The sequence below is a fragment of the Vreelandella aquamarina genome, from assembly GCF_900110265.1.
GTDB lineage: Bacteria > Pseudomonadota > Gammaproteobacteria > Pseudomonadales > Halomonadaceae > Vreelandella > Vreelandella aquamarina.
On sequence record NZ_FODB01000018.1, the window covers coordinates 42,220 to 60,693 of the forward strand.

At 54.7% G+C, this 18,474-nt stretch carries 15 protein-coding genes and 1 pseudogene; 14 read left to right on the forward strand and 2 right to left on the reverse strand.

What is annotated here, in order from left to right; genetic code table 11:
* Window positions 1-8 precede the first annotated feature (8 nt).
* The gene (locus tag BMY49_RS06815; protein ID WP_089675247.1) at window positions 9-1,454 is read left to right on the forward strand and encodes an aldehyde dehydrogenase family protein; all 1,446 of its coding nucleotides are present in this window, start codon (window positions 9-11) and stop codon (window positions 1,452-1,454) included.
* A 67-nt stretch (window positions 1,455-1,521) separates the two neighbouring features.
* Here the strand turns inward: BMY49_RS06815 and BMY49_RS06820 are convergent, their stop codons facing one another.
* Window positions 1,522-2,463, reverse strand: a complete 942-nt coding sequence (locus tag BMY49_RS06820) for a DHH family phosphoesterase (RefSeq protein WP_058578176.1) — start codon at window positions 2,461-2,463, stop codon at window positions 1,522-1,524.
* A gap of 432 nt (window positions 2,464-2,895) precedes the next feature.
* On the opposite strand from BMY49_RS06820, the gene BMY49_RS06825 reads away from it, so the two are divergent.
* From BMY49_RS06825 to BMY49_RS06860, 8 genes are all read left to right on the forward strand, one after another.
* Window positions 2,896-3,192: a hypothetical protein gene (locus BMY49_RS06825; RefSeq protein WP_054641241.1), complete on the forward strand. Its 297-nt coding sequence runs from the start codon at window positions 2,896-2,898 to the stop codon at window positions 3,190-3,192.
* Window positions 3,193-3,383: 191 nt separating this feature from the next.
* On the forward strand, window positions 3,384-4,490 hold the full coding sequence (locus BMY49_RS06830) for a heparan-alpha-glucosaminide N-acetyltransferase domain-containing protein (protein WP_089675248.1): 1,107 nt from the start codon (window positions 3,384-3,386) through the stop codon (window positions 4,488-4,490).
* Between the two features lie 29 nt (window positions 4,491-4,519).
* Window positions 4,520-5,638 (forward strand): serine hydrolase, encoded by a 1,119-nt coding sequence (locus BMY49_RS06835; protein WP_371827818.1) that lies wholly within the window; start codon window positions 4,520-4,522, stop codon window positions 5,636-5,638.
* Window positions 5,639-5,693: 55 nt separating this feature from the next.
* Window positions 5,694-5,972 carry a peptidylprolyl isomerase gene (locus BMY49_RS06840; protein ID WP_016915098.1) on the forward strand — a complete coding sequence of 93 codons (279 nt, stop codon included), beginning with the start codon at window positions 5,694-5,696 and terminating at the stop codon, window positions 5,970-5,972.
* Window positions 5,973-6,073: 101 nt separating this feature from the next.
* Window positions 6,074-7,009: an ABC transporter ATP-binding protein gene (locus BMY49_RS06845; protein ID WP_089675249.1), complete on the forward strand. Its 936-nt coding sequence runs from the start codon at window positions 6,074-6,076 to the stop codon at window positions 7,007-7,009.
* Window positions 7,006-7,767: an ABC transporter permease gene (locus BMY49_RS06850; RefSeq protein WP_044630024.1), complete on the forward strand. Its 762-nt coding sequence runs from the start codon at window positions 7,006-7,008 to the stop codon at window positions 7,765-7,767. The genes BMY49_RS06845 and BMY49_RS06850 overlap by 4 nt, the downstream gene beginning before the upstream one ends.
* Before the next feature lie 46 nt (window positions 7,768-7,813).
* Window positions 7,814-8,827, forward strand: a complete 1,014-nt coding sequence (locus BMY49_RS06855; protein WP_089675250.1) for a nucleoid-associated protein — start codon at window positions 7,814-7,816, stop codon at window positions 8,825-8,827.
* A gap of 182 nt (window positions 8,828-9,009) precedes the next feature.
* Window positions 9,010-9,603, forward strand: coding sequence for an exopolysaccharide biosynthesis protein (locus BMY49_RS06860; protein ID WP_089675251.1), 594 nt, complete (start codon window positions 9,010-9,012; stop codon window positions 9,601-9,603).
* Window positions 9,604-9,921: 318 nt separating this feature from the next.
* Here the strand turns inward: BMY49_RS06860 and BMY49_RS06865 are convergent, their stop codons facing one another.
* Window positions 9,922-10,242 (reverse strand): hypothetical protein, encoded by a 321-nt coding sequence (locus BMY49_RS06865; RefSeq protein WP_054645118.1) that lies wholly within the window; start codon window positions 10,240-10,242, stop codon window positions 9,922-9,924.
* A gap of 166 nt (window positions 10,243-10,408) precedes the next feature.
* Here BMY49_RS06865 and BMY49_RS06870 point away from each other — a divergent pair, with 166 nt between their 5' ends.
* From BMY49_RS06870 to BMY49_RS06895, 5 genes and pseudogenes are all read left to right on the forward strand, one after another.
* The gene (locus BMY49_RS06870) at window positions 10,409-11,731 is read left to right on the forward strand and encodes a UDP-glucose dehydrogenase family protein (RefSeq protein WP_044630020.1); all 1,323 of its coding nucleotides are present in this window, start codon (window positions 10,409-10,411) and stop codon (window positions 11,729-11,731) included.
* Window positions 11,732-11,908: 177 nt separating this feature from the next.
* A complete protein-coding gene (gene fliD, locus BMY49_RS06875) occupies window positions 11,909-13,258 on the forward strand; it encodes a flagellar filament capping protein FliD (protein WP_089675252.1) in 1,350 nt (449 codons plus the stop codon).
* 210 nt (window positions 13,259-13,468) lie between these two features.
* Window positions 13,469-14,872: a flagellar filament capping protein FliD gene (gene fliD / locus BMY49_RS06880; protein WP_062360864.1), complete on the forward strand. Its 1,404-nt coding sequence runs from the start codon at window positions 13,469-13,471 to the stop codon at window positions 14,870-14,872.
* 252 nt (window positions 14,873-15,124) lie between these two features.
* Entirely contained in the window at window positions 15,125-17,602 is a 2,478-nt protein-coding gene (locus BMY49_RS18090; protein WP_208596179.1) for a flagellin N-terminal helical domain-containing protein, read from the forward strand.
* Between the two features lie 610 nt (window positions 17,603-18,212).
* Window positions 18,213-18,474: pseudogene (locus tag BMY49_RS06895) on the forward strand (IS1380 family transposase); the annotation flags it as partial.

The window sequence follows — 18,474 nt, forward strand, 5'->3', positions numbered from 1 at the left end:
GTATTCCCATGCAGACACTCAATCATCAGTTCATCAACAACCAGTGGGTTGCATCGAAGGGCACCCGGTTGCTCGATGTGATGAATCCTTATCGCGAAGAGCGTATTGCTCAGGTCACCGCAGGGGATGCGGCAGATGTGGATGCTGCTGTTAAAGCTGCCCAGCAGGCTCAACCTGAATGGCAGGCGTTGGGTGGGGCCGAACGTGCCAACTACCTCGATGGATTTGCTGATGCACTAGAGTCTCGCCGAGAGGCATTGATCATACTGTCGGCCACCAATAACGGTAAGCCACTGGCGGAAGCAGGCATTGACCTAGACGATGCGATTGCCTGCTACCGCTACTACGCCAAGCAGGCCAAAGCGCTGGATGCACGGCAAGGGGAGCAGGTCAGTGTCGACATGGAAGGCGTTGAAGCGCGTACGTATCACGACCCGGTTGGGGTAGTGGGTCTGATTGCGCCGTGGAACTTCCCTTTAGTGACTAGTGCTTGGAAGCTGGCACCTGCCCTAGCGGCGGGCTGCACTGCGGTATTTAAACCTTCAGAAGTGACGCCGCTGCCTGAACAAGTGCTGGCGGAGATCGCGCTGGAAATCGGCTTGCCTGCAGGCGTGCTAAATCTGCTCAATGGTGACGGCGAGGGCATCGGTGCGCCGCTGACTAACCACTCTGGCGTGGATAAAATCTCCTTCACCGGCAGTAACCGCGTTGGCGAAGCGGTGATGCAGGCTGCCAGCGCCCGCACGGCGAGCGTGTCGCTGGAGCTAGGCGGTAAATCACCCATTATAGTGATGGAAGACGCAGAACCCGCCCAAGCCGCTGAGTGGGTGATGGCCGGTATCTACTTCAACGCCGGACAGATCTGCTCTGCCACCTCGCGTCTATTGGTACACGAAGACATAGCCGAAGCGCTTTACGCTGCGCTTGCTGAGCGGATGGATGCGCTGACGCTAGACGACCCGCTAGCCGAAGGAACCGACTTGGGCCCACTGACCAGCGTTAAGCAGCGCGATGCAGTACAGCGCTACATGGATATTGCCGATCAGGAAGGGCTCACGGTGGTACGCGATGGGAAGCACCGCACGCTGCCAGCTCAAGGCTATTTCCTAGCACCCACGCTTTACCGTGATGTGCCGGTAGAGAGCCGTTTGTGGAAAGAAGAGATCTTCGGCCCTGTACTTTGTGGTCGTAGCGTCGCAAGCGAAGCCGAAGCGATTCAGCTCGCCAATGACAGTGACTACGGCCTCGCCGCGACGGTGATCAGCGGCGACCCGGAGCGGGCCAAGCGCATTGGCCGTCAGTTGAAGGCAGGCAGTATTTGGTACAACAGCGAGCAGCTCGTGCTACCCGAAACTGCCTGGGGTGGCTTCAAGCGCAGCGGTATCGGGCGTGAGCTGGGCCCTTGGGGGCTGAGTGCGTACTTGGAAGTGAAGCATGTGGTTGGCGCTGAGTAGCCTGCGTTAACTAAGTAGAGTGGCCGCCAGTAGCGGCCACTCTACTTATGACAGATAAGTACCCGTTTTACCCATCCGCATTAATCTTCTTAACAATCGCCGCCAACGCGCTCTCCGCCTGATCATTATCAACTTGGCAAGTGCCCGCATTCAGGTGGCCGCCGCCACCGTAGCTTAGGCACAGTTCGCCCACGTTGGTGTTGCTGGAGCGGTTGAGGATCGATTTACCAATCGCCAGCACGGTGTTTTGCTGCTTGAGCCCCCACATCACGTGAATCGAGATATTGCATTCGGGGTACATGGCGTAGATCACGAAGCGGTTGGTGGCGTAGATGGTCTCTTCGTTGCGTAGATCCAGAACCACCGCATTGCCGTGCACGGTTGCGCAGCGCTCAATTTGCTCCTTTGCTAACTGCTCATGCTCACGGTAAAGCGTGGTGCGCTCATGCACATCGTCAAGGGCGAGGATTTCATCGATGGTGTGCTCGCGGCAGTAATCGATCAGCTTCATCATCAACTGATAGTTGGAGATGCGGAAGTCGCGGAAGCGGCCCAGGCCCGTGCGGGCGTCCATGATGAAGTTGAGCAGTACCCAGCCCTGCGGGTTGAGAATTTCGTCTTTGTTGAACTGGGCAGAGTCGCCTTTATCGACGGCTTCCATCATATCATCCCAGCGTGCGGGGAAGGCTTCGTGGCCGCCGTAGTACTCCCACACTACGCGGGCAGCGGAAGGGGCGTCTGCATTGATGATGTGGTTGTCGGCACGCTCAACGTTGCGCACGGTCTCGCTTAGGTGGTGGTCGAACGCTAGGTGGCAGCCGGGCACGTAGGGCAGGTTGGTGGTGATGTCGTTGGCATCAATAGCAATCTTGCCATCCTGCATGTCCTTCGGGTGAACGAAGGTGATTTCGTCAATAAGGCCTAAGTGCTTGAGCAGAGCACCGCATACCAAACCATCAAAATCGCTGCGGGTAACTAAACGAAACGTGGATGCTTGTTGGGTAGACATTTATTTTCTCGATACGGTGAACGGTGACCAAAAGATACCAGCAGTTATGTTGGGTTAAAATAAGCCTTTCTAGCCTTGCAACCTTTCTCACCAACGCTTTCGCCCTATGTACCTATTTATTATGTCAAGTTAGCCGCGGTGCGGGGCGGCATGAATCGCTGGGGCTCATGTGCCAAACGTAAACAAGATTTTGCTAATTAAAAATCGCGATTCACCTTGTTTCAGTTAATGAATTTTTTATTAAGTAGTTGAAAAATAGTGTTTATATTTATTTTTGGCATGCCCTGGTATGGCGTCTGCAGTAGTTGGGTAAGAGCGAAAGGTTAGGATGACTCGCCGCTCTTATCGATCGTGAATCTATCGTGAAGACATAACGTTGTTAAATGTTTAACGCTGAATTGAACGAAAGAGTTGCCATTAGGAGGCACGACCATGAAAAAGGAAGCTCTCAAGAAGTTAGGTATCCTGGGTGTATCATTTGGTCTGGTAGCGAGCCCGCTCGCGTTTGCGATGGAAGAGCCTGAAGAGCAGCCCGCAACGCCGCAAGAAGAGACCATGCAGGATGATCAAGGCACCTACAACTCCTACGACACCGAGCAGGAGCAGGGGTCGACTACTGAAGGCGTGACCACCGAGTACGAAGAGGAAGAGCAAGAATTTACTTACGAAGAGGAGGAGGAAGAGCAAGAGCAGTGGGAAACGGAAAAGGATGACACATCCGGCCAGTAAATCCATTTTAGCGAAAGGAAGTCCTTCCCCTCACGCTCACGGATGAGCAGCACAGTGCCCCGCCCATTGCGGGGCACTGTTGTGTTGGGTGAGTGGCAACGTTTAATAAAGCGCAATAGCACACTAGGTGAATAGGCTATGGTAAAAGCAATGTTTCCCTAACACGAACACCCTACAAGGACGTTGCTAACGTGTTTACCTGGCAAGAAGTGCCACGCCTGCCTCGTGCGGAAGGGCGTATAGATGCGATTGATCTCGCCCGTGGTATAGCGATTGGGCTGATGATTCTCAGCCATACGGTGAGTGGGCTGATTGGAATACGCAACGTGCCCGATTGGGGCATGGTGCCCGTCCATTTTCTCACTAAGTTCTCTTCTTCCCTGTTCATCCTGGTCTTCGGGATTGCGCTCACCGTGGCCTTTTTAGCGTCTACCCAAACAGAGGCGTGGCCAAAACGGCGGCTAAAACTATGGGTGCGCGCGGTTGAAGTGTGGTTTTGGTACAAGGCGTTGACGGTCGTCGAGATGCTGCCGTATTACGCCCCAGGCGATATTGTTGATGCGTTGCTTTATCAGCGCTTTGCGATTTGGGTAGAAATCCTCGGTTTTTACGCCATCGTCCTACTGTGGGTGCCGCTGGTACTTCCATTATGGGCACGTACACCGCTGTGGGGGCGGTGTGCGCTTATTATTGGCTTAACCGCGCTCTCCGCTTGGCTGCAGGGGCTGAGCTTTGGCGGTAACGACACCTTAAAAGCGCTGTTGGTAGACCATGAAGACCATTACACCTGGGGCCAGCTTAGCCGTGCGCCGTTAATTTTGGCGGGCCTGCTGATCGGTGAAGCCTTGCTGCGCTGCTATTTTGATACGGCGCTAAGGCGAAAGCTGGTGCTGGCGCTGGTGGGCGTAGGGATGTTGATGATCGCCGCGTTCTATGGCTTGGCCTTTGCCGAAGGCGATGTTTCTGCTGCGATGCTGGCGGTGGCGAATAACGACGGCAAGCACCCGCCTGGGCTGAAATTCACGCTGTACAGCGTGGGCGGAGCGCTGATTCTTTTAGGCGCTGCACTCGCTGGTGGAGCTACGGCAGCCAAGGCGCTACGGCCATTAACGATGGTAGGGAGCGACGCGCTCAAAGCGTTTATTTTCCACATTGTGATGATTTTTCTGGTGCTGCGTTTTCTGCTGGAAGGCGAAGGCATTTACACCTATCCACAGGCGCTTGGTGTGGGTGGGCTGTTAATTCTTGGAGCCGCGTTGTGGATTTGGCTAACGCGCTGGATTGCCCGTTACAAATAGCCCGCCACTCGCCGCGGTAGGAGGTAAGGTTGCGACATTTTCAACGCTGGCTAGCCGCAGTGCTGCTGTGCGCTTTATTGCCAGCCAGCGCGGCGGTATTGGCAAGTACGAACTGGTATTACGAGGTCGATAAACAGAGCCCTTGGCAAGGCGATGTAGATGCGCGAATAATCGCCATTGAAGAGGTGTTTGGCGGCGCGCTAGGTGTTTATGTTCAGAACCTTGCAACAGGCGAGGCGTACTCCTGGCAGGCAGACGCCCCCTGGTATTTGGCCTCGCTGATTAAAGTGCCCGTAGCGGCTCAGGTGCTAGCTGAGCGCCAGGCGGGCACGCTCTCCTTGGATGAACGCCTGATCCTGGCACGTAGCGACTTTGTCGATGGCGCAGGGCCGATCAACTGGCACGACCCCGGTACGCCGATCTCGGTGCGCTACCTGCTCGAGCAGATGCTCACCGTCAGCGACAACACCGCCACGGATATGCTGATTGATCGTGTGGGCTTGGATGCCGTGAACGCCCGCGCCCGCCGCATGGTGGCCGTCAGTAACGGCCAGCCGGAGCACCTTGGCCCCATCAGCAAGCTGGTGGAAGTTCGCCAAGGGGTATATGGCCAGTTACACCCCGAGGCTCGCCAACTGGGCGGGTTAGATTTTATCGCCCTGCGCCAACATCGCGTTAATCAGCGCTCGGCCGCCCTTGCTCGCACGCTGGGAGTGAGCGAAGAAATCTTCGAACAGCCCGACTATGACCACGCTTTTGATGCCTACGAATCCACCGGTGAAAATGTGGGCACACTGCGCGCCTATGGCGACCTGCTGGCCAGCCTGCATCACGGTGGTATGGAGGATGTGAATGCAGAACAGCGCCAAACGCTGCTGGCGATCATGCAGCGGACCCAGTCCGGCGAGCGGCGCTTGAAACAAGGCATGGGCAGCGAATTCACCTTTGCGCACAAAACAGGCACACAGCACCGGCGAAGCTGCGATGCCGGTATTGCATCGCGTGCCTCTCAAGCGGGTGACGCCGCCAATGGCCCCTGGGTCATCGTGGCCTGTGCTCGTGGGCCGCTCTCGGTGCAGGCCCATGAACGTGCCCTGGCGAGTGTGGGCGAAGCGCTGCGTTATAGCGGTGCCTTGGGTCACGACTAGCAGCGAGCGTGATAAACTGGCCTACCGTATTGGGTTTTTTATTAAGGAGTTCGTTATGGCACGTGCCAGCGCCCGTCATATTTTGGTAAGCAGTGAAGAGCAGTGCAACGCACTGAAACAAGAGATCGAAAACGGCCGTGACTTCGCGGACGTGGCCAAGCAGCACTCCAGCTGCCCTTCTGGCCGTCAGGGCGGCGACCTGGGCAGCTTTGGCCCTGGCCAAATGGTGCCGGAATTCGACAAAGTCGTCTTCAGCGGTGAACTCAACAAAGTTCACGGGCCGGTACAGACTCAGTTTGGCTATCACTTGCTCGAAATCACCAGCCGCACTTAATACCTTTTAAAGGCCGTCATGCATCGCGGCAGCCATGTCGCGGTGCCATTGGCATCGCGCTGCGCTGGTTCTGCGCTGTCCCGCGATGTAAGGAGTACGCCTTGAACGACCCCATCATTACCATCGATGGCCTGAATAAAACCTACGACGGTGGCTTTCAGGCGCTCACCCGTGTGGATTTAACCATCCAGCGCGGCGAAATTTTTGCTCTGCTCGGCCCGAACGGGGCGGGTAAAACTACCTTGATCAGCTTGGTATGTGGCTTGGTCAATCCCAGCGAAGGTCATGTCATTGTCGACGGCTTCGACAGCGTGCGCGATTACCGCCAAGCCCGCGAGCGGATTGGCCTTGTGCCGCAAGAGCTCACCAATGAGGCGTTCGAAACGGTCTGGAACACGGTGAGCTTTAGCCGTGGCCTGTTTGGTAAATCCCCCAACCCTGCCCATATCGAAAAAGTGCTTAAGTCGCTCTCGCTGTGGGATAAACGCCACAATCGCCTGATGACCCTCTCCGGCGGTATGAAGCGGCGGGTGCTGATTGCCAAGGCGCTCTCCCACGAGCCACGCATTCTGTTTTTGGATGAGCCGACCGCCGGGGTGGACGTCGAGCTGCGGCGTGATATGTGGAACGTGGTGCGCGGGCTGCGGGACGATGGGGTGACGATCATTCTCACCACCCACTACATTGAAGAAGCCGAAGAGATGGCCGACCGCATAGGCGTCATCAATCGCGGCGAAATCGTGCTGGTGGAAGAGAAAGCCGCGCTCATGAAAAAGCTGGGCAGCAAGCAGCTCACCCTGCAGCTCCACAGCCCGCTGGCAGAATTGCCGCCTGCGCTGGCGCAGGAAGAACTCAGCTTGGCCGCCGATGGCTATGAGCTGGTGTACACCTACGATGGCCGCCAGGAAGAGGAGGGGCGAGGGATCTCTACCCTGTTAACGCAGCTAGAGCAGGCGGGCATCAGCTTTAAAGATCTACACACCCGGCAGAGTTCGCTGGAAGATATCTTCGTGGACCTGGTGAAGGAGCGCTCATGAACCTCTATCCCGTTCGTGCGATTTACATGGCGGAGATGGCCCGCACTCGCCGCACGCTGCTGCAGAGCATTGTCTCGCCGGTGATCTCTACCTCGCTCTACTTTGTGGTGTTTGGCGCGGCGATTGGTTCGCGGATTACCGAAATTGGCGGGGTGAGCTACGGCGCGTTTATCGTCCCTGGTTTGATTATGCTGATGCTGCTGACCCAGAGCGTCTCGAACGCCTCGTTTGGCATCTTTTTTCCCAAATTCTCCGGCAGCATCTATGAGATTTTGTCGGCACCGATCTCCTATTTGGAGATTGTCGTGGGCTACGTAGGGGCGGCGGCCTCGAAATCGATACTGCTGGGGCTGATCATTCTCGGCACGTCCAGCTTCTTTGTGCCGCTTGAGATCGCCCACCCGTTCTGGATGCTGACGTTTCTGGTGCTGACCGCCGTCACCTTCAGCCTGCTGGGCTTTATCATCGGCATCTGGGCGGATGGCTTCGACAAGCTGCAGCTTGTACCGCTGCTGGTGATTACCCCGCTCACGTTCTTAGGCGGCAGCTTCTATTCCATCGATATGCTGCCCCCGTTTTGGCAGAGCGTGACCCTGGCGAATCCGGTGGTGTACCTCGTCAGCGGTTTCCGCTGGAGCTTCTACGGCATTAGCGATGTCAGCTTAGGAGCTAGCGTGGCGATGATTTTGCTGTTTTTGGCGGCAAGCCTTGCCACCATTGCCTGGATTTTCCGCACCGGCTACCGCTTGAAGCCCTGATGCTGAAGTGACCTCTTCGACGTTTTTATAAAGGTAACGCCTGTTTATGCCGCTACTGCAAAGTACTGTCTACCGCCTTGAGCCATCCCTCGACGGCGAGCGCTTAAGTGTGACGGCCCCGCCTGCCGAGGCCGCTGCCGCCAGCGACGACACGGTGATGGCCAGCCTAGTGAATGCGCTAAACGACACCTACAACACCAAAGCGAAGGGCTGGGGGCGCTTTGCCGAGCAGGGCGAGCAGGCCGGGCCGCTGGTGGCGTGGCTTTCGGCGTATCAAGCCGACGAGCAAACCTTTGCCCAACTGGCGAACGCGATGGCCGAGCGGCTGGCCCAAACGCTGCAGGGGCAGCTCTCCGTTGGTGGTTACTTGGTCATTGCCCATCTACGTCAGGGCGATACGGAAACGCTGCTGATGGCCCTCATTCACCAGCGGGAAGGTATCGGCTTTAACGACGCGCACCAAGCGGTGCCTGCCGCCCAACTGAACACGAGCCAACTCACCCTGGCAGCCCGCATCAACCTGACCCAGTGGCAGAGCGGTGTGGAAAGCACGCAGTACGTCTCGTTTCTAAAAGACCGGGGCGGTAAAAAGCTCGCCGATGGCGTAGCGGCGCTGCTGGGCATGGAAGAGGGCATCGATGCCCCCGCCGAAACCCGCACGCTGCTGAAAGCCTTTAGCGACTACGTCGAAAAAGAGGACCTGGACGACGACGCCAGCCGGGAAAAAACCGATACTTTGGTTGATTACGCCAACGAGCAGCTGCGCCGAGGCGAACCCATGACGCTGGAAGAGCTCTCCGAGCTAGTGGATGAGAAGCAGCCCAAGGCGTTTTACGACCATATTCGCAACGCCGACTACGGCCTTTCGCCGGAAATCCCGCCGGACAAACGCACTATCAGCCAGTTTCGCCGCTTCACCGGGCGCTCTGGAGGCGTCTCGATCAGCTTTGATTCACACCTGCTGGGTTCCAGCATTGAGTATGACGAAACCCAGGACCGGCTGATCATCAAGCAAGTGCCCAAACAGCTCAAAGAGCAGCTTGCCAAGCGGAAAGAGTGACAAGGTTAAAAGGGCTTGAACAGGCAGCGTAAAGCTTGGGTGGCGAACGGCTCCAGGGGCTAACCTATAGAGGCCAAGCGATTAACCAAGCAGCGATGTTCAACAGGCCTGAGCTAAACAGATCGACGCGAAACATACCTACTTTAAACAGAGCTCAATGGCAAAGGAGCGCCGCAGTGCCCATGAAAGAAACGCAGGATGCGACGAATTTAACCGAACTGATCCACACCATGGAACGGATGGAGCGGGAAAACGCGCAGGTTAGCGTGGATGATGTGGTGCATGCGGTAGGGCGGCGCTCGTTTGGGCCGCTGCTTCTATTGGCAGGCTTGATAACGCTGGCGCCGATTATTGGTGATATCCCCGGCATGCCAACGCTGATGGCGGTGTTAGTGCTGCTGACCTCTTCACAGCTGCTGGTAGGGCGGGAAACGTTCTGGCTGCCTAAATGGCTGCTTAATCGTTCTTTATCACGGCAGAAGTTTGATAAAGCGCTGCACTACATGAAAAAGCCCGCCAAATGGGTCGATGGCTTGCTGGGCGTGCGCTTGGCTTGGATGACTGGCTACATCGGTATTCGGGTGACGGCCTTCGCTTGCCTGCTGGTGGCGTTAGCGATGCCACCCATGGAGTTCATCCCTTTCAGTGCCAATGGCGCTGGATTGGCACTCACGCTGTTTGGGCTGGGGCTGGTGGCCAGGGATGGCCTGATGCTGGCGTTGGGATTCTTGCTTACCGGCGTGACCTTCACGGTAGTAGTGATGAGTCTCATCTAATGCTTTACTAGGTTTTTCGCGCTGATTGATAAGGCAAGCCGCGATAGGGGGGGCTGATTACGCAAAACAAAACAAAGCCTGCTAGGCTGGAAGGGTCAGCTCAAGGGTGAGCAACCATCTGCTTTCTCGAAAACGCAACAAGCAAGGAGCACCGTTATGCGTAATATTATCTATATCGTGGGTTTGATCGTGGTAGTGCTGTTTATTCTTTCCATGCTGGGCCTACGCTAAGCGCTACGCTGCTGTACCACTCACTCTATCCCCCTGGCCTGTGCTGCCAAGCGCCCGCTCCTGTCTAGCGGGCGCTTGGCTAACGCGTTAGGCGCAGTCTGCGGCTCCCTGCCCAAACATATCAAACATCAGCTCGCGGCCCATGGCTGTTAACACAAAACGGCCATAGTCATTAAAAGTGGCGGCATCACTCTCTTCCAACACTTGCTGGCAAAGCGCCCAACGGGGGTGCTGATGGCTCAGAGAGATCAACTCCTGGTGCGATAAACCACGCTGTATCAGGGTGATGGTTTCAAGCACATGGCCGCTCTCATAAAGCAGTTCCGCTACGCTAGAAAGGCAGTGGCGCAAGCTGCGCTGTACGTGGAAGGAAGCAGTGGTCGCGGGGGATAATGCTTCAGCGGGCATGGTAGGTTGCTCCTGCAATCGCAGCAAAATGGGTGTGCTGCAGTGCATTATAAAGCAGTAGGAGTGTTAGACCAAGGTCTATGTATTGGGCTGAGTTTTGCGTGTCATCTGAATTACAAAAAAGGTGTGATAGGCTTGCGGCACTCCTTTTTAGAGCTGGTTGATTATGCAGATTAGTGTCTTTGGTACCGGATATGTAGGGCTCGTGGCAGGTGCGTGTTTGGCGGATGTGGGTCATCAGGTCATCTGCATGGATATTGATGCTAACCGCATCGCACAGCTTAGCCGTGGTGAGATCCCTATTTTCGAGCCAGGCCTGAGCCAGCTGGTTACCCATAACGTCGCCGCCGGACGCCTGCGGTTTACCACAGATGCCGCCCACGCGGTCACCGAAAGCGACACGCTGTTTATCGCGGTGGGCACCCCGCCAGACGAAGGTGGCAGCGCCGACCTGCAGTACGTATTAAGCGTCGCGGAAAGTATCGGCCAGCACATGCAGGGCTATAAGCTGGTGGTGGATAAATCGACGGTGCCGGTAGGCACCGCCGAGCGTGTGAGCGACACCATCAGCCGCGTGCTACAGCAACGTAAGGTTGAACACCCTTTCGATGTGTGCTCCAACCCTGAGTTTATGAAAGAAGGCGCTGCCATTGACGACTTCACCCGCGGCGCCCGCATTATCGTAGGCACCGAGAGCGAGCGGGTAAAAGAGCGCATGAAAGCCTGCTACGCTCCCTATAACCGCAACCACGACAAGCTCATGTTTATGAGCGTGCGAGCGGCAGAACTGACGAAATATGCTGCCAACGCCATGCTGGCGACCAAAATCAGCTTTATGAACGAAATGGCGAATTTAGCGGAGCGCTTAGAGGTTGATATTGAAGACGTACGGCGGGGCATAGGGAGCGACCCGCGTATTGGCTATCACTTTATTTACCCTGGTTGTGGTTATGGCGGCTCCTGTTTTCCTAAAGATGTGCACGCCCTTGAGCAAGCTGCTTTGCAATTAGGTTACACGCCGGAATTATTAAAAGCCGTAGAAGCCGTTAATCAGCGCCAAAAACAAACGCTTTACACAAAACTGCAAGAGAGCCTCGGTAACTTAGAGGGGAAAGTGATTGCTATTTGGGGGCTAGCATTTAAGCCCGGCACCGATGATATGCGCGAAGCGCCCAGCCGAGCACTGATGGAAGCCCTGTGGGCAGCAGGCGCAAAGGTGCAAGCGTTCGACCCGGAAGCGATGGGTGAGTGCCGAAGGCTTTATGGCGAGCGTGACGACCTGATGCTCGCAGGCGATCGCATACAGGCAGTAAAAGGTGCAGATGCACTGGTTATTTGCACAGAGTGGAAAGAATTTCGCACCGTTGACTTCACTTGGTTAGCAAGCCAGCTAAACAATAAACTAGTAGTAGATGGGCGTAATTTATACGCACCCAGCGCGTTGAGTGAGGCGGGTGTTTGCTATGTGGGTGTCGGTAGAAAGTCTTAATAAACAGAAGTTTATAGCTTTGGTTTGCTGTCTCTGGTAAATGAGTAAGCCCAAGGCTAATAAATTTGTTAAAGTTAATAGGCTCAATGCCGAATAAATAACTAATTAGCTAACTTGAATAATGGCTGCCGCAAAATCGGTAAGACGGCCGCACAACGCGAAAAAGGGACGGTACGCATGGCTTCCATTTCATCACTTGGTATCGGTTCAGGGCTGGACCTCAACGGCTTGCTAGATCAGTTGCAAGAAGCCGAACGCGGCAAGCTGGAACCCATCGAGCAGCAACTGGAAACCCAGCAAACCAAAATCTCTGCCTATGGGCAGCTACAAACGGCCCTTTCTGCCTTTCAGGACGCAGCGGATGCTCTCAACGACAGCACACTGTATGAGAGCCTCTCGACCAACGTTAGCGGTGAAGCATTCACTGCCACGGCCAATGGCGAAGCGCAGCCCGGTAGCTATAACGTATCCGTCACTCAGTTAGCCACATCGGGCACCCTGGCAACCGCAGGCGTGCCGGATTCAACCACCGCCCTGACCACAGAAGCGACCACGCTGACACTCAATTTTGCAGGCGCTGATCAAGCTGACGTTGTGGTGGACATTGCTGCCAACAGCTCGCTTGAAGAAGTGCGTGATGCCATTAATGCGAAAGAAGATAGTGGTGTCTCTGCCTCTATCATTTTCGACGGTGACAATTACCGGCTAGCACTCAACTCTACGCAAACCGGTGAAGACGCGTCTATCTCAGGCATAACGCTAGGGGCGGCATTTGGCGGGCAGTTGGAATCAGAGTTTACGCAAGCAGGCCAAGATGCGGTTCTTAATGTCAACGGTGTGGCCATTACCAGCCCTACTAACCAAGTAGAGGGTGCAATTCAAGGCGTCACGCTGAACCTTCAAGCAGAAGGGGATAGCACCGTTTCAGTAGAGCAAAACACCCTAGCAGTGCGCGAAGCGGTGACGGGCTTTGTAGATGCCTACAACGACCTAAAAGGCACCATTGGCGAACTCACCAGCTTTAATGCGGAAACCGGCGCTGCTGGGGAGCTGCTGGGCGACAGCGCGGTACGCACGGTGGAGTCGCGTTTACGCAGCGTGTTGGGTGGAGGTATCGAAGGCCAGTTCTCGATGCTAACGGATATCGGTATTTCGCTGCAGCGAGACGGCACGCTGGAAATCGATAGCGGCAAGCTAGACGACGCCATTGCCAATAATCAGGGTGCGCTCTCCGCCTTTTTTGCAGGCGCTGCCGATAACGAAGGTATGGCAGGCCAAGTGAACCAAACCATCGAGCAGTTGCTAGGCACTAATGGTACGGTATCCGGCGCGATTTCTGGTGCTGAAAACCGCGTTGAGTCGCTGGGCGAGCGTTACACGCGCATGGAGCAATCCATCGAGCAGACCATTTCTCGCTACCGCACTCAGTTTGGCCAGTTGGATAGCATGATTGCCCAAATGAACCAAACCAGCAGCTACCTCACCCAGCAGTTTGATGCGTTAGGTGCACAGCTAGGCCGAAAATAATACCAACTTTGTTTAGCTGTCTCCAAAGCGCCTGCGATAAGCAGGCGTTTTTATTGGGGTAATGGGGTATTCGGAGTTAGGTGATAAAAAAGACCTAAAGTTAGCCGTTGTTCCGTCGATAAGAATGCTATTAAATCCAGTCGAAACGCCACCGCTGGCGCAATGTATCAATAATTGTGGGTTTAGCCTTTTGCATCGAGGAACATCTGCATGGCGACAATAACCTCTCTAGGCGTCGGCTCTGGCCTGGACCTCACCGGCTTGTTGGATCAGCTTCAAGAAGCGGAGCGGGGCAAGCTCGCGCCTATCACGCTGCAGAAAAAACAGCAGCAGGCGAAAATTTCTGCCTACGGGCAGCTGCAAACATCGCTAAACAGCTTTCAAGATGCTGTAGCGAAACTCAACGACCCGAAGCTCTACCAAAGCCTTTCCGCGAACGTGCGTGGCGATGCCATTAAAGCCACTACCTCCGCCAGTGCCTTGCCCGGTAGCTACCGGGTAGAGGTATCTCAGTTGGCCACCTCTGGCACCCTGGCATCTAACCGCATCACGGGTGAAAAAAACGCCGCGCTAGACCTACAAGGGGCCACGGCCATACGGCTCAATTTTGGCGGCGCGGATTCGGTCGATATTGCCATTGCCCCCAACAGCAGCCTGGAAGCCATTCGTAACGCCATTAACGCCCACAAGGATGCCGGTGTTAACGCCACCATCATCAACGATGGGGAAGGCTACCGCCTGGCGCTCAGCTCCAAGGCTACAGGTGCGGATGCTTCGATTGAAGGCTTCAGCTTTGTAGATACCAGCCAGGACCCCGCGGCAACGGTAGCAGGGCCCTTTAGCGAAGATGCCGCCACCAAGCGTTCTGGCGAAAATGCCGCGCTCACGGTCAATGGCATTGCCATCAGCAGTGCCAAAAACCAGATTGAAGGGGCCATTCAAGGGGTTACGCTCAACCTGGCCGAGTTGAGTATTGCCGAAGGTGAAACGGCCACCAGTACCATTACCGTCGAACGAGACACCCTCAAGCAGCGCGAAGCCATCAACGACTTCGTGAAAGCGTTCAACGACCTGAAAGGCACCATTGCCAAACTCACCAGCTTTACAGGCGACAGCGAAACCGCAGGCGAGCTGGTCGGCGACAGCACCGTGCGCACCATTGAAAGCCGCTTACGCAACGTGTTGACCGGTGGCGTGGAAGGTGGCGAGCTAGGCACCCTGAACCAGCTAGGCATTACCCTGCAGCGCGACGGTAAGCTGGCAGTGGATGACGACAAGCTATCCGACCTGGTGGCCAATAACCCCCAGGCGCTGAGCGACTTCTTCGCGGGTGATAAAAAAGAGAACGGCCTGGCAGGCAAGCTGTCCACCACGATTGACCAAATGCTCAGCAACAATGGCGTGGTCAAGCTGGCCATTAGCGGCGCTGAAAACCGGGTGAAAAGCCTAGATGAGCGTTTTGAGCGTATGGAAGTGACCATCGAGCGCACCATGAGCCGCTACCGCTCTCAGTTCGGGCAGTTGGACAGTATGATTGCGCAAATGAACAGCATGAGTAGTTACCTCACCCAACAGTTTGATGCACTAAATGCCCAGCTAGGGCGCAAGAGGTAGCCGCTAAAAATCGCCCGCTAGCCCCCATTTCAAGGGGGCTTTTTCACTTCTGAGCCAGGGTGAAGGTGGAAAGAGCCAGGGTAGGTGGTGAAGTTGGTGACTGCTGTGGGAGGCAGCTAGTTGCCAAACATTACATAATTTTTTACTACTCACCCTAAAGGTTCTCCCCATCAGGCCGTTAATCAATATAACGGCGCTCCATGTCGCCGAACAGCGGGCCTTCCGGCCAGTTCGCACGCAAGGAGTATCACCATGTCAGTGATCAACACCAACCTCACCTCGCTAGTTAGCCAGCAAAGCATCGGCCGATCCAGTACATTGCTGGCCACCAGTATGGAGAGGCTGGCTTCTGGGCTGCGTGTTAACAGCGCTAAGGATGACGCTGCAGGCTTAGCCATTGGCAATCGTATGCAGGCTCAAACAACCGGCCTGAATCAAGCTGCACGTAATGCCAATGATGGTATCTCGTTGTCGCAAACAGCACAGGGCGTTTTGGATAGCGTTAATGAAAAACTGCAGCGTATTCGCGAGTTGGCTGTGCAAGCACTCAACGGTACGGTATCTACTCGTGATGGCGACGTCATTCAGGCTGAGATCAACTTTAACCTGCAAGAAATAGATCGCCTTGCGGAAACGGCGCGCTACAACGGCATTCCGTTAATGAACGGGCAAGCGGGCAATATTGGCCTTCAAGTCGGCGCTAATGATGCCGACCAGCTTGGAATCGATCTAAGCCCGCCAGGGTTTAGTGTGGAAGCCCTAGGTTTGGAGGGGCTGAACATCGCGGGCATTGATGGAGAAGTGACAGAGCGCAATACGCTACGCGGCGTTGCGCGGGATATTCCACTCTATGACCCAGCTACCACCCTAAGTTTTGAACCCGGTACCGAGCAACCGCTCTACTATTCCAATAGCTTTGGCTACTACACCAGCGATGGCAGCGGTGGTTTTTCACAAGTATCGGTAACCGCCACGCACACCACGGAAACTGATAGCAGCGAGGTATCTATCAACACACCTCGGCCTATCTTTGCTGGGGGGCTGGCGACCCAGGCTGAGACTTTACCCGATCTGCCAGCCGGACAACGGCTGATCCAACAAAACGACACCTACTACCTTGAAGAAAGGTTGGCAGATGGCAGCTTAAGCTACCGAGAGGCGGGGTTCTCCCTTAGCTATGAAGAAACCATGGAAATGGGTACGTTGCCTGACGGAACAATGGGATTAATACGTACTTATCCAGTGGAGGCGGCTTTACAGCCTTCAGCCACTATAGAAACGGGTGCCTATACGGATATCAGCGATGCGTTCACTTTTGACGGTGAAAGCTATAGCTTGGCTGGTGCTGAAAACACTACCTTTTTATCCGCAGTGGGTACTGAGTTAACGGCTGGAGTACTCACTCAAGATAGTAGTGGTGAGCTGTATATTCGCGCGGATATAAGTGGAGAAGAACGTTTTTTTCAGTTGGATAGCGTAACTGCCAACAACCGGTTGGTATTCGCAGCCGAAACTAGCCCCATTGTGCCTGACGCGGGTGATAGCTTCCCCCAGGTCATTGGTGACTTTACGTTTAATAGCACCCCATACGCGACCAGTGGAGTATCGCTACAGTTTTCAGACCCTAGTGGCGTGTTAGTCAATGATCAAAACGGTGATTTCTTTGTAAGAACCGGAAGCTCTGCTGTTGACTATGAGTATTTTGAGCTTGTCACAGTGACCCCGGAAAAAGACCTAGTTCTGCAAGCAGATGCTCAAGCGTTTGTAGGAAGTAATTTCTCTGAACAGCCGACGCTAAATGATCCCGAAGTGCCAGCCGCGGATTTTTCTGCGTTGTCTCCGGCAACGGATATTACCTTTAATGGCAATTTAGCAGGGTTGAGTAACCTTGCGGTGGTGCAGCGTGCAGATGATGGTCAGTGGATGATTCGTGGTGAGCAAGCAGACGGTAGTCAAGCGTATTTTGAAGCTGACTTAGAGCTGGTGTTAGATTCTCAAGGGGATGCCATCAGCGCCGTTGCAACCGCTACCCAAACAGTAGCAGACGTGCTGGGCATGGCGAGCCAGGAACGTGAGAGTGTGAGTGGTTATTCTCAAATTACGATTGACCCTCGTAATGTCAGTGTTCAGTACACGGATGCCCAGGGGCAGCAGTTTGAAGATGTACTGCGTCAGGGTGAAGACGGTGCTTATTACTTTAGTTTGCCGGGTGAGAGCGCAGTCATCGGAGGATATAAAACAGCCACGCTGGTTGATTTAGAAGGCACCAGTGAAGTAGTGCTGAGGACGTCGAATGGAAGCGGCGAAGTTCTCGTTTACTACCCCAGTAATGTGAGTCGTGGCACTAATTTCAGCATTGTTGCCCTGACCGATGCGGATGGCTTTGATGACGATGGTATTCCCCATACGCGCTTACAAATTCGCGAAAACGGCGACGATTTCAGGCTGCGGGTGCCGCGTAATCCACTGGCCGCGTTAGATAAAGCCATTGGTATGGTAGATGCAAAGCGAAGCTATCTTGGCGCAACGGAAAACCGTCTGGCTTCTGTGATCGAGAGCAATCAGCTCACTGCTACCAACTTGGCGGCTGCCCAGTCTCGCATTATGGACGCTGACTATGCGGTCGAAGTGGCTAATATGACCCGCGCACAAATTTTGCAGCAGGCCGGTACGTCTGTCCTGGCACAGGCCAACCAGATTCCGCAGAACGTGCTGTCTCTGCTGGGTTAATGGGTTAGCTTTTAAGCTGATTGATCGATATATAACGGGGCCGAAAGGCCCCGTTTTTAATGAGAAAATAATATGAACATCCAGGATACCTATTGTCATTTGAAGAATAATGTTTTGGTTAATAATCAGGAAAATTGGAATCGACATCCCGATACCTGTAATTGGGCACGCATAGAAAAAGAGGTCTTGGCGGGTATGAGTACGATAGAGGAAGAGCTTAAAAGGCGTGGCTTGCCGAGGCCAGTGTGCTAATTCTGATAAATTTTTTGTTAGCTGAGTGAAGTGAGTGCGTTGTGAGGTGTGCAGTGTATCAAAAAAGCTATGTTGTTTTATCCGGAAATTATAAAAGAAAAGTGGTGATTAAAGTTTTTGGCAATGTTGGTGGGCCGATAAATTTATCAGATTGGCTGGTTGATAAGAGAATTAGTGGAATAAGGCCGATTGATATAACTAGCCAATGCCTTGTCAAGCGTGGGTGCCTAGTTTTTTTAGAGCCTCTTGATAATGGTGACTCTATACCTGAATCCGTGAGACCGGCCCCCGGAAGCACTTCTAACCCACTGACCTGCATGGCAATATAGCCATTATCGCCATTCACCCAGACAGTGCCATGCCCAACATAAAGTTCCGCGCCAGTTGCCGCACCCTCACCAGCCACGCCGGGCTGTCCATCATCGGGCAATGCTTCGAGATCGCTGGCGTCGACAGCATCGACAGCCGCTTCCCCACCACGCTGGGCATGCGCACCAGTGACGTGATCAAGAGCTACCTGGGCCTGCTGTGTCTGGGCATGAGCGACTATGACGCTGTCGAGAACTTCCGCCGCGACAAGCCCTTCCAACAACTGCTGACCCTGCAGAAGGTGCCGAGCG

Bases quoted from the DNA above. Each gene is read 5' to 3' on its own strand.
- BMY49_RS06825 (WP_054641241.1), top strand. From the start codon at position 2,896: ATGAAAAAGGAAGCTCTCAAGAAGTTAGGTATCCTGGGTGTATCATTT.
- fliD (WP_062360864.1), top strand. From the start codon at position 13,469: ATGGCGACAATAACCTCTCTAGGCGTCGGCTCTGGCCTGGACCTCACC.
- BMY49_RS18090 (WP_208596179.1), top strand. From the start codon at position 15,125: ATGTCAGTGATCAACACCAACCTCACCTCGCTAGTTAGCCAGCAAAGC.
- BMY49_RS06815 (WP_089675247.1), top strand. From the start codon at position 9: ATGCAGACACTCAATCATCAGTTCATCAACAACCAGTGGGTTGCATCG.
- fliD (WP_089675252.1), top strand. From the start codon at position 11,909: ATGGCTTCCATTTCATCACTTGGTATCGGTTCAGGGCTGGACCTCAAC.
- BMY49_RS06860 (WP_089675251.1), top strand. From the start codon at position 9,010: ATGAAAGAAACGCAGGATGCGACGAATTTAACCGAACTGATCCACACC.
- BMY49_RS06855 (WP_089675250.1), top strand. From the start codon at position 7,814: ATGCCGCTACTGCAAAGTACTGTCTACCGCCTTGAGCCATCCCTCGAC.
- BMY49_RS06840 (WP_016915098.1), top strand. From the start codon at position 5,694: ATGGCACGTGCCAGCGCCCGTCATATTTTGGTAAGCAGTGAAGAGCAG.
- BMY49_RS06870 (WP_044630020.1), top strand. From the start codon at position 10,409: ATGCAGATTAGTGTCTTTGGTACCGGATATGTAGGGCTCGTGGCAGGT.
- BMY49_RS06850 (WP_044630024.1), top strand. From the start codon at position 7,006: ATGAACCTCTATCCCGTTCGTGCGATTTACATGGCGGAGATGGCCCGC.
- BMY49_RS06865 (WP_054645118.1), bottom strand. From the start codon at position 10,242: ATGCCCGCTGAAGCATTATCCCCCGCGACCACTGCTTCCTTCCACGTA.
- BMY49_RS06820 (WP_058578176.1), bottom strand. From the start codon at position 2,463: ATGTCTACCCAACAAGCATCCACGTTTCGTTTAGTTACCCGCAGCGAT.